The organism is Nocardia sp. NPDC003345 (assembly GCF_053589395.1).
On sequence record NZ_JBSFRU010000207.1, the window covers coordinates 1 to 11,554 of the forward strand.

At 70.0% G+C, this 11,554-nt stretch carries 9 protein-coding genes; 7 read left to right on the plus strand and 2 right to left on the minus strand.

The features are described 5' to 3' along the window. Window positions 1-175: 175 nt before the first annotated feature. Complete coding sequence (locus ACWDU1_RS21260; protein WP_450000835.1) at window positions 176-538, minus strand: hypothetical protein; 363 nt, start codon at window positions 536-538, stop codon at window positions 176-178. 293 nt (window positions 539-831) lie between these two features. Here ACWDU1_RS21260 and ACWDU1_RS21265 point away from each other — a divergent pair, with 293 nt between their 5' ends. Together ACWDU1_RS21265 and ACWDU1_RS21270 are read left to right on the plus strand one after the other, a co-directional pair. Then, on the plus strand, window positions 832-3,645 hold the full coding sequence (locus ACWDU1_RS21265) for a DEAD/DEAH box helicase (RefSeq protein WP_450000837.1): 2,814 nt from the start codon (window positions 832-834) through the stop codon (window positions 3,643-3,645). After that, on the plus strand, window positions 3,642-4,406 hold the full coding sequence (locus tag ACWDU1_RS21270; protein WP_450000839.1) for an SWIM zinc finger family protein: 765 nt from the start codon (window positions 3,642-3,644) through the stop codon (window positions 4,404-4,406). The genes ACWDU1_RS21265 and ACWDU1_RS21270 overlap by 4 nt, the downstream gene beginning before the upstream one ends. A 5-nt stretch (window positions 4,407-4,411) precedes the next feature. Here the strand turns inward: ACWDU1_RS21270 and ACWDU1_RS21275 are convergent, their stop codons facing one another. Continuing rightward, entirely contained in the window at window positions 4,412-5,473 is a 1,062-nt protein-coding gene (locus ACWDU1_RS21275; protein ID WP_450000841.1) for an amidohydrolase family protein, read from the minus strand. A 221-nt stretch (window positions 5,474-5,694) separates the two neighbouring features. Here ACWDU1_RS21275 and ACWDU1_RS21280 point away from each other — a divergent pair, with 221 nt between their 5' ends. The 5 genes from ACWDU1_RS21280 to mmsB form a co-directional block, all read left to right on the plus strand. After that, a complete protein-coding gene (locus ACWDU1_RS21280) occupies window positions 5,695-6,819 on the plus strand; it encodes a DUF2157 domain-containing protein (RefSeq protein WP_450000842.1) in 1,125 nt (374 codons plus the stop codon). A 183-nt stretch (window positions 6,820-7,002) separates the two neighbouring features. Beyond that, complete coding sequence (locus ACWDU1_RS21285; RefSeq protein ID WP_450000844.1) at window positions 7,003-8,502, plus strand: CoA-acylating methylmalonate-semialdehyde dehydrogenase; 1,500 nt, start codon at window positions 7,003-7,005, stop codon at window positions 8,500-8,502. Window positions 8,503-8,504: 2 nt separating this feature from the next. Continuing rightward, window positions 8,505-9,656 (plus strand): acyl-CoA dehydrogenase family protein, encoded by a 1,152-nt coding sequence (locus tag ACWDU1_RS21290; protein ID WP_450000846.1) that lies wholly within the window; start codon window positions 8,505-8,507, stop codon window positions 9,654-9,656. A gap of 37 nt (window positions 9,657-9,693) precedes the next feature. Then, a complete protein-coding gene (locus ACWDU1_RS21295; protein ID WP_450000848.1) occupies window positions 9,694-10,782 on the plus strand; it encodes an enoyl-CoA hydratase/isomerase family protein in 1,089 nt (362 codons plus the stop codon). Between the two features lie 32 nt (window positions 10,783-10,814). Further along, window positions 10,815-11,554 (plus strand): 3-hydroxyisobutyrate dehydrogenase (gene mmsB / locus ACWDU1_RS21300; protein ID WP_450000850.1); only part of this gene is annotated, 740 nt, incomplete at its 3' end.

The following is an 11,554-nucleotide window of genomic DNA, read 5'->3' on the forward strand; positions in this document are numbered from 1 at the left end:
CCGAGAACGACGAGCAGTGCCAGTGTGGACAGAATCGCGGTAGCCGCGTGAATGATCCCCCGTGTCATCACCGCTCCGGTATACCGCAGCCCTCCGACAGCTGTCCGGACTCCGCGTCGCTATCGGAGTTCCGATGCCGGCCACCGGAACTCCGTGCGGGGCCGGATATCCGGTCTCACAGCCAGGCTCTGGCCAGTAGTTCGTCGTTGGCGACCCCGCTGCCCCGGGGCGGGAAACGGGTCGCGGCCAGCGATTCGACGTGCAGCCCGTCGTGTCCGATCACCCAGGAGCCGCCGCTGTCGGTGCATTCGGCGATCTTGGCGAAGGCGGTCAGCAGGAAGCCGATCGCTTCCTCGGGATGGGCGGTGCGGGCCAATCGCTGGGATTCGCCGGGACGGGACAGGTCGAGCCAGACTCCGCACTGGCCGTCCAGTCGCATGCCGACTATCTTGCCGGCGTCCACGAACGTGAATTTGCGCCGCTCCCACGGTGTGGTCGGGGTGTAGCTCTGCTCGAGCACCTGGAGCAGGATCGTCATGCCGCTGTCCTCCGCTGTTCGATGACACCGCTGTATGAGGAGATCCGGGCGGCCGGGAGATATGCCGGACACCGCGGATCGGCCGCCGGGCGCAGCATGCTCCGCGGGCGAGGCGCTACCGCCTCGACGGGCGCGTATCTCTGCAGTGACCAGCGGATATCCCCAGTATGTGCCGTCACTGTGGATAAATCCAGGTACGACCCTGGTGCGCCGCGCGGCGCGTCCGGGCCGCCGTGCGGGCCTCCGGGCCGGGGCCGTCGCGAGGTGTCGGGGCGGGCTGATTTGATGTGGATATGTTGCACGGACTGTGGTCGCCCGGTTCCGGGCTGCTGCTGTGGCGTGCGCCGGGCAGCGGGGACGGCGGTGCGGTCGGCGGCCTGCTCGGGTCCGTACTGGCCGAATCGCGGTTCCGGCATCGGGCCGAGGTGCTGCTCGCCGACGACGCGGGGGTCCGGCGCGAGACCGTGCGCGCGCACGCGCTCGCGCCGGCCGCCGCGGTCGCGGCGTTGCGGCAGCGGCTGCCCGCCGAGGCCGTCGCGGGCGACCTGCGGTTCCTGGGGCATATCGCCCAGGGCCTGGAGCGCTGGGTACGGGCGGGAATGGTGGTGCCGGCACTGCGTCGCGACGACGGCGAGTGGTGGGCGCGCTGGGAACTGGCCGGCGGCGCCGGGCAGCGGGCGTGGCTCGCCGAACTGGTCGCCCTCCTGCCACCTGCGCTACGGGTGCCCGGCGAACCCGGCGCGGTGCTCGACGATCTGGTCGCCGAACTGACCGACCCCATGGTGCGCGAACTGCTGTCGCCGCGCACCCATCCGCATCCCCTGATCCACGCGCTGGCCACCGATGTGCCGGTGGAAACCGGCAGTCACCAGGCCGCGGAGGTGCTGCGGCAGTGGCACGCGACCCGGTCGGGGGAGGACACCGAGATGGTGCTCCGGCTGCGGGAACCGGACGCGGAGGCGGCCGACCCCGAGGGCGGATCGGTGCTGTGGCGGTTGGAGGTGTGTCTGCGCGCCGACGGGGCGGCGCCGCGGCCGGTTGCGGTGCCCGGCCCGGCCGAGGAGATGCGGCTGGGGCTGGAGTGGCTGGGCCGGGCGCAGCGGGCGTATCCGCGGCTGCGGGATGTGCCCGGCGATCCGCACAGCCTCGACCTGCTGCTACCGACCGAGGTGGTGGCCGATCTGGTGGCGCACGGGGCGCAGGCCCTGTCGTCCGAGGGGATCGCGCTGCTGCTGCCCCGGGCCTGGAATATCACCGAACCGAGCCTGCGGCTGCGGATCGGAGAACCCGCGGTGGCCGCCGCCGAGAGCACCGTCGGATTGGACGGTCTGGTGTCCTACCGCTGGGAGCTGGCGCTCGGCGATACCGTGCTGACCCAGCCGGAGATGCGACGGCTCGTCACCGCGCAATCGGATCTGGTGCGGTTGCGCGGCGAATGGGTCCAGGCCGATCACACGGTGCTCGCCGCGGCCGCGAAATTCGTCGCCATGCACACCGAGGACGCCCAGATCACGCTGGCCGACCTGATCGGCGAGATCGCCGCCAACCCGGTGGGCCGGGTGCCGCTGACCGAGGTGACCGCCACCGGCTGGCCCGCCGCGCTGTTCGATCCCGAGGCCGAACCGGAGGCGGTGACCCCGCCGGGCCGGCTGAAGGCGCAGCTGCGCCCGTATCAGGAACGCGGACTGAGCTGGCTGGCCACCATGAGCCGGCTCGGTTGCGGTGCGGTGCTCGCCGACGATATGGGTCTCGGCAAGACGGTGCAGGTCCTGGCGCTACTCCTGCACGAACGGGAACGGGACGGCGGCGCCGATCCGGGACCCACCCTGCTGGTCTGCCCGATGTCGGTGGTGGGTAACTGGCAGCGCGAGGCCGAACGGTTCGCCCCGGACCTGCGGGTGCTGGTGCATCACGGCACCGGGCGGGCCAGGGGCCGCGAACTGGACGCCGCGGTCGCCGGATCGGATCTGGTGATCACCACCTACGCACTGCTCGTCCGCGATATCGGCGAATTGTCGCGGCAACGGTGGGAGCGGGTGGTGCTGGACGAGGCGCAGCACATCAAGAACGCCGCGACCCGGCAGGCCCGCGCGGCGCGGGCACTACCGGCCCGGCACCGGCTGGCCCTCACCGGTACTCCCGTGGAGAACCGGCTCGAGGAGCTGCGGTCGATCCTCGATTTCGCCGTGCCCAGGCTGCTCGGCAGCCCGCAGACCTTCCGGGCCCGGTTCGCCGTCCCGATCGAGCGCGAGAACGACCAGAACGCGGTGACCCGGCTGCGCACGGTGACCTCGCCGTTTCTGCTGCGCCGGGTGAAGACCGATCCGGCCGTCATCAGTGATCTGCCGGAGAAACTCGAGATGACGGTGCGGGCCAACCTGACCGTGGAACAGGCGGCGCTCTACCAGGCCGTGGTCGAGGACATGCTGGAGAAGCTGCGGGATGCCAAGGGTATGGCCCGCAAGGGCGCGGTGCTGGGCGCGCTCACCAGGTTGAAGCAGGTCTGCAACCATCCGGCCCATTTCCTGGGCGATTCCTCCGCGGTGCTGCGCCGCGGCGCGCACCGCTCCGGCAAGCTCGCGCTGGTCGAGGATGTGCTGGACGCGGTGCTGGCCGAGGGAGAGAAGGCGCTGCTGTTCACCCAGTTCCGGGAGTTCGGCGATCTGGTCGCGCCCTATCTCGCCGAACGGTTCGGCGGCGAGATCCCGTTCCTGCACGGCGGTGTCGCCAAGGCCCGCCGCGACGCGATGGTGGCCCGGTTCCAGGACGAGCACGGACCGCCGATCATGCTGCTCTCGCTCAAGGCCGGCGGTACCGGGCTCAATCTCACCGCCGCCAATCACGTGGTGCATCTGGACCGCTGGTGGAATCCGGCGGTCGAGAACCAGGCCACCGACCGGGCCTTCCGGATCGGTCAGCGCCGCGCGGTGCAGGTGCGCAAACTCGTCTGTGTCGACACCATCGAGGAACGTATCGACGAGATGATCGCCGGGAAGCGGGAACTCGCCGATCTCGCGGTGGGGGTGGGCGAGAACTGGATCACCGAACTGGGTGACGCCGAACTCGCGCAACTGTTCACGCTGGGATCCGAGGCGGTGGGCGAATGACGGATTTCAGCGAATTCGGCAAACGCCGGCCGGTCGCCGGTGGAGTGCCGGCCCGGAGCAGGCGTGGCGGATTCGCCCGCACCTTCTGGGGCCGGAGCCTGCTCGACGCGGTGGACAAGCTCGCCGAGCCCGGCCGGATATCCCGGGGCCGCACCTACGCCCGGGCCGGGCAGGTGGTGAGCTTCACGATCGAACCGGGTGCGGTGCGCGCCGAGGTCCAGGGCAGTCAGCCGCGACCGTTCACCACGACCTGCGATATCCGCCGGTTGCGGCCCGACGAGGTGGATCTGCTGATCGAGTCGATCCGTTCGGCGCCGGGCATGCTGGCCCGCGTCGTCTCCGGGGATCTGCCGCGCGAACTCGCGCCGCATCTCGTTCCGGAGACCGCCGCCGATATCGATTTCGGGTGTACCTGTCCCGATCCCGGATGGCCGTGCAAGCACGCCGTCGCGGTCGCCTGTCTGCTGGCCGAACGACTCGACGAGCATCCCCGTGATCTGCTGACGCTGCGCGGGCTGGGTATCGACGCGCTGATCCGGGGTATCGAGGCGTCCGTCCCGGATCCCGGTGAGCCCTCGGACCCCTACGGTGCGGCGCTGGAACTCCCGGCACTGCCGGCGCCGGAAGCGCAGCCCGCGCCCGACGACCTGGATCCGGCGCTGCTGCGCCGCGCCCTGCGGATGATGTGCGCGGACGAGACGGAGGCGGCGGCCGCCGGGCGCGCGCTGGTGGTCATGTATTCGGAGATGACCGGACGGTAGCGGCGCTACGGGTCCAGGCCGTAGACGCGGCGGGCGTTGTCGCGGAAGACCGGCTGCAGGAAACCGGTATCGCCGAGCCGGCCGGACAGTACCGCCGCGACGGTCTGCGCGCTGCCGGTGATCGAGGTGATGGGCCGGTCGACCGGGAAGTTGGAGCCCCAGATCAGCCGGTCGACACCGAAGACGTCGAGGGCGTGCGACAGCAGCGGCGCGACCCGGTCGGTGAGTTCGGGAACGGGAGTGGGGTGTCCCGGCGCCGGTACCGGATGCCCCAGAATCGGCATCATCAGACCGCTGACCTTGGCCACCACATTCGCCATCCCGGCCAGATCGGCGATATCGTCACGCCAGCGCTCGAGGATCGTGCGGCGTTCGGCGGCGTCGAGACCGGTGTGTTTGCCGACTTTCCCGAAGATTCCGGCCGGCGTACCCAGATGGTTCAGCACGATCGTGGCCTCCGGGTAGCGCCGGGCCAGGGCGACGAGATCGGGGAGTTGATGCGAGTACACCCAGGCCTCGAAGAGCAGATCCCGTTCGACCAGCGCGGCGAAACCGTCCAGGAACGCGGCGGTGCGCAGCGCTCCGGGCGCCGCGGCGAAACTGCGGATACCGGTGTCCGGATGGTGGGCGACCATACTGCGGACCCCGCGCACCAGCGGTGAGGCGCTGAGGTGGGCGTCGAGCAATTCTGGGAAGCCGGGCGTGGCCGGGAATCCGCCGGCGCTCACCGCGGCCAGCGCGGGCGTGTCGACGCCGAAGGGCAGGGCGGTGACCCAGCGGGTCTCCTCGACCTTCGGCCCGGTCCATTCGACTTCGATATGCACCACCGATTCGACGGGCAGCCCGGCCGCGTCGGCGCGGTAGTCGGCGGGCAGATAGGGCGCGAGATACGCCGAGGGCTCGCCCACGAACTCCCGGTCCCGGCGTGGCGCCAGCTTGACGGCCAGGCCGAGCGGGATCGGCAGCGCCCGCATCAGTTTCGCGGTGCGGCTGAAGTCGCGCGGGTTGGTGAACGGATCCCATTGATGAATATGCGCGTCGATGATCCGGATATCGCCGATGTCCATCCGCTGCAGGCACCTCCCGCGATCGCCGTCGGTTGCAAGGGCCGAGCCTAGCGCGTGCACGCCCCGGGTGGAGCGGGTTCTCCTCCGCGCCTCCGGACGGGTTCTCCGGTGCCCTCGCCGAGCCGGTTCCCCGGGGCCCGCCGAGCGGACTCTCCCGGCACAGCCGGGTGAGTTCTCCGGGGCGGAGCCGAGTGCGCGTCCGGGGCTGCATACTGGGTGCTGTGGCCGAAGCGGATTCGGCGCCCCGAGCGTCGCATACGGAGTCGGGGGCCGGTTCGGTTCCCGGCGGGGTAGAGCTCGTGAAACCGGAGCCGGACCCCGGACCCGGTGCCGCGCCGGATACGCCGGAGGCCGCCGGGTCGCGCGCTCCGGATCCGGAGCAGGCGCCACCCGCCCTCCGCGATCTGGTCGATCGGGGCGTACTCGACGAGCGGCAGCTGACCGCGGTGGTGACGGCGCTGGCCGCTCCGCCGCCGCGTCCGGCTCCGGCCCGGCTGCTGGCCGAGATCGCGGCCTACGCCGGAGCGGGTCTGCTGCTGAGCGGGCTGGTGCTGATCCTGGTGGAATCCTGGGACGATATGGCCCGGCTCGGCCGGGTGATCCTGTTCCTGCTGGTGGCCTTCGGTCTGACGGTGGCCGGAGTCGCGACGGCGGGTGGCCGGTCGGTGCTGTTCCGCGCGGCGTGGCGCCGCGGGCCGGAGGCCGGCCATACCGCCCGGCTGCGGCTGGCCGTGGTCCTGTTCGCGCTCGCGGCGGCCGCCGTCGCCGCGGCCGCCGGGTCGGCCTACGACGACGGCGGAGGCGATACCGCCTGGGTGTGGGCCGCCGGGGCGGGGCTGGTGGCGGCGGTCGCCGGGTACGCGGCGCTGCCGTCGCTGCTGGGTCTGCTGCTGTGCGCCGGTTTCGGTGTCGCGCTGGTCGCCGGTGTGCTCGACGAGGTGCTGGATATCGACGACGACTGGGTGGGTCTGGGGGTGCTGGCGCTGGGACTGGTGTGGCTCGGGCTCACCCGGGCCCGCCTGGTGCTGGATGTATGGGCCGGGTATCTGGCCGGCGTCGTGCTGGCGGTCGTGGGCGCGCAGACCGTGGAGGCGATCGATTCGACGCGCGCGGCGTATGTGCTGACCGCGGTGGTGGCGGCGGTGTGTTTCGCCGTGTACGCCACCGATCGGTCCTGGGTCCTGGTTCTCGGCGGTGCCGGGGCGCTCACCCTGGCCGCGGTGGAGGCGGTCGGGGATTGGACCGGGGAGTCGGAGGGGGCGTCGGGGGCCATTCTGGTGATCGGCGCGGTCATCCTCGGAATCGGCAGCTTCCTGCTGACGCGCTCGGTCAAGGATCCCGGATAGCGACCGCTCGGCGGGGTATTTTCGCAGATGGTGCCCCATTTCCGGGTAACTCTGGTCTGTGGATGAGGCCGGGTGTATCGTTTTGCTTGGACGTCCAACTATTGGAAGCCCGCAAGAATGATCTTCGTGTGACGGACGGCCGCAGCGCCGCGCCCGCCACCCCCGACACGAGGCAGGAATCGCATGGCTCGAGAACTCACACATTTCATCGGCGGAAAGCACGTCCCGGGCACTTCCGGACGGTTCGGGGATGTCTTCGACCCGAACCGCGGCGAGGTGCAGGCGAAGGTGCCGCTGGCGAGCAAATCCGAGGTCGAGGCCGTCATCGCGAATGCCGAAGCCGCGCAGCCGGGCTGGGCCGCGACCAATCCGCAGCGGCGCGCCCGCATCCTGATGAAGTTCCTGACCCTGGTCAACGACGAGATGGATTCCCTTGCCGCGCTGCTGTCGAGCGAGCACGGTAAGACCATCGCCGACGCCAAGGGCGATATCCAGCGCGGCCTCGAGGTCATCGAGTTCGCGGTCGGCGTCCCGCACCTGATGAAGGGCGAGTACACCGAGAGCGCGGGCACCGGGATCGACGTGTACTCGATGCGCCAGCCCCTGGGCGTGGTCGCCGGGATAACGCCGTTCAACTTCCCGGCCATGATCCCGCTGTGGAAGGCCGGCCCGGCGCTGGCCACCGGTAACGCCTTCGTGCTCAAGCCCTCCGAGCGCGACCCGTCGGTGCCGCTGCGGCTGGCCGAGCTGTTCCTCGAGGCCGGGCTGCCCGAGGGTGTGTTCAACGTGGTCAACGGCGACAAGGAAGCCGTCGACACGATCCTGCACGATCCGCGCATCAAGGCCGTCGGGTTCGTCGGCTCCACCCCGATCGCGCAGTACATCTACGAGACCGCCACCGCCAACGGTAAGCGCGCCCAGTGCTTCGGCGGCGCCAAGAACCACGCCATCGTCCTGCCCGATGCCGACCTCGACGATGTCGCCGACCAGTTGATCGGCGCCGGCTACGGCTCGGCGGGCGAGCGCTGCATGGCGATCTCGGTCGCGGTGCCGGTGGGTGAGGACACCGCGAACCGGCTGGTGGAAAAGCTCACCGAACGGGTGCACAAGCTCAATGTCGGCAAATCCGACGATCCCGGCGCCGACTACGGGCCGCTGGTCGGTCTCGACGGTGTGGACCGGGTGAAGAAGTACATCCAGCAGGGCATCGACGAGGGCGCCGAACTGGTCGTCGACGGTCGCGGCGTCACCGTGGACGGCGCCGAGAACGGTTACTTCGTCGGCGCGACCCTGTTCGACCGGGTCGGCAAGGATATGTCGATCTACACCGACGAGATCTTCGGGCCGGTGCTCAGCGTGGTCCGCGCGGGCGATTACGAGGAAGCGCTCGCGCTGGCCAACGACCACGAATACGGCAACGGTGTCGCCATCTTCACCCGCGACGGCGATACCGCCCGCGATTTCGCGGCCCGGGTGCAGGTCGGGATGGTCGGGATCAATGTCCCGATCCCGGTGCCGATCGCCTACTACACCTTCGGCGGCTGGAAGCGGTCCGGGTTCGGCGATCTGAACCAGCACGGCCCGGATTCGATCCGCTTCTACACCAAGACCAAGACGGTCACCCAGCGCTGGCCGGCGGGGCTGAAGGAGAGCAACAGCTTCGTCATCCCCACGATGGAATGACCATGTTCACTCTCGACGACGATGAGCGGGCCATCCGCGATACCGCCCGGGAGTTCGCCGACGAATATCTGGCGCCGCATGCCGTGGAATGGGACCAGGAGAAACATTTCCCGGTCGACGTCCTGCGGAAATCGGGTGCGGTCGGGCTCGGCGGTATCTATGTGGACGAGGAGTTCGGTGGATCCGGGCTGCGCCGGCTGGACGCGGTGCGGATCTTCGAGCAGCTCGCCACCGGATGCCCCGCCGTGGCGGCCTATATCTCCATCCACAATATGGCGACCTGGATGATCGACGCCTACGGCGACGACGACCAGCGGCGGAAGTGGCTGCCCGGGCTCACCGCGATGGATCTGCTCTCCAGCTACGCGCTCACCGAACCCGGTGTGGGCTCCGATGCCGCCGCCATCACCACCCGTGCGGTGCGCGACGGCGACGACTACATCGTGAACGGGTCCAAGCAGTTCATCTCGGGTGCGGGCAGCAACGATCTGTACGTGATGATGGTCCGTACCCAGGACAGCGGGGCCCGGGGTATCTCGACACTGGTCATCCCGGCGGATACGCCCGGTCTCGAAGTGGGCCCGAACGAGAAGAAGATGGGCTGGAACGCCCAGCCCACCCGGCAGGTGATCCTCACCGACGCCCGCGTCCCGGTCGCCAACCGGCTCGGCGCCGAGGGTGACGGTTTCCGGATCGCCATGAACGGGCTCAACGGCGGCCGCCTGAATATCGCGGCCTGTTCGGTGGGCGGGGCGCAGGCGGCGCTGGAGAAGACCGTGCCCTATCTGGCCCAGCGCAGCGCGTTCGGCGCGCCGCTGCTGAACAACCAGGCCCTGCAGTTCGAACTGGCCGATATGCGGACCAAGCTGGAGGCTTCCCGGACCCTGCTGTGGCGGGCCGCGGCCGCCCTGGACGCGGACGCGCCGGACAAGGTCGAACTGTGCGCGATGGCCAAACGCTTCGCCACCGACGCCGGGTTCGAGGTCGCGAACTCCGCGTTGCAACTGCACGGCGGTTACGGTTACCTGGCCGAATACGGTCTGGAGAAGATCGTCCGGGATCTGCGGGTGCACCAGATCCTGGAGGGCACCAACGAGATCATGCGGATGGTCGTGGCCCGGTCGATGACGGCCTCGGTGGCGGGTGCCCCATGAGCCGGCGGCGCCCGGACCCGCGCGCGAAAGGAAAGCTATGAGCGAGGAACCCGAAGTCCTGATCGAACAGCGTGACGGACTCGGACTCATCACCCTGAACCGGCCCAAGGCCATCAACGCGCTCAATCACTCGATGGCGCTGGCCATCACCGAGCAGCTGCGGGCCTGGGCCACCGACGAGTCGGTGCGCACCGTCGCCATCACCGGTGCGGGGGAGCGCGGGTTGTGCGCGGGCGGCGATATCGTCGCCATCCACCACGACGCCAAGGAGCAGCAGGCGGCCGGGCACGTCGGCGCGGCCGCGGATTCGGCCACCGGGAAGTTCTGGCGCGACGAGTACATCCTCAACGCCCTCATCGGCCGCTATCCGAAACCGTATGTCGCGGTGATGGACGGGATCGTGATGGGCGGCGGAGTCGGGCTGTCGGCGCACGGCAGCCACCGCATCGTCACCGAGCGGTCGACCATCGGGATGCCGGAGGTCGGGATCGGGTTCATCCCCGATGTCGGCGGCACCTACCTGCTGTCGCGGGCACCCGGCGAGCTGGGTACCCATATCGCGCTCACCACGGCGCGGATGAAGGCCGGAGACGCGATCGCCACCGGGTTCGCGGATTATTTCGTGCCCGCCGACCAGATCCCGGCGCTGCTGACCACGCTGCAGAGCGAAGCCGCCGATATCGCGATCGCCAAATACGCCGCCGAGGCGCCGGAATCGGCGCTGCTCACCCAGCGGGCCTGGATCGACGCCTGCTACGCCGCCGATACGGTCGAGGAGATCGTCACCCGCCTGCAGGCCCACAGCGCCCCGGAGGCCGCCGCGGCCGCCACCGATGTGCTGGGCAAATCGCCGGTGGCGCTGCAGGTCACGCTGCGGTCGCTGCGGTCCGCGCGCGGGGCCGGGAGCCTCGAGGCGGTGCTGAACGAGGAGTACCGGGTCTCGATCGCCTCGCTGGCCTCCCATGATCTGGTCGAGGGTATCCGCGCCCAGGTCGTGGACAAGGACCGGAACCCGCAGTGGAATCCGGCGGCCCTGACGGAGGTGAGCGCGGCGCAGGTCGACGCGTACTTCGCCGAATTGGGGGACCGTGAACTGAATCTGATCACCCCGGAGGAGAGCAAGTGACGAAGACGATCGGGTTCCTCGGGCTCGGCCATATGGGCGGGCCGATGGCGGCGAATCTGGTGAAGGCCGGATACGACGTGCATGCCTTCGATCCCTCCGAGGCCGCTCAGGAGCAGGCCCGCGCGGACGGCGTCGCATTGGTGGACACCGGGGTCGCGGCCGCCACCGGCCGCGACATCGTGATCACGATGCTCACCAACGGCGCCCTGGTGCGCCGCGTCTACGACGAACTGCTGGAAGTGGCCGAGCCGAGCACCCTGTTCGTGGATTGTTCGACGATCGATGTGGCCGATGCCAAGGCGGCGGCGGATGCCGCGGTGGCCATGGGCCACCGGGCCCTGGACGCCCCGGTTTCCGGCGGTGTGGCCGGGGCGGCGGCCGGAACGCTGACCTTCATGGTCGGCGGCGCGGACGCCGATTTCGCCGAGGCCCGGCCGGTGCTCGAGGTGATGGGCGCCAAGGTCGTGCACTGCGGCGCCTCCGGTGTCGGGCAGGCGGCCAAGATCTGCAACAACATGCTGCTGGGGATCTCGATGATCGGGCTCTCCGAGGCGCTGGTGCTGGGCGAGAAACTGGGGCTGAGCCATCAGTCCTTCTTCGATGTGGTGTCCACGGCGTCCGGCCAGAGCTGGGCGCTCACCACCTACTGCCCGGTCCCGGGACCGGTACCCACCAGCCCGGCGAACAACGACTACAAACCGGGATTCGCCACCGCGCTGATGAACAAGGATCTCGGCCTGGCCGTGGAGGCGCTGCGCGCCAACGGGGTCGA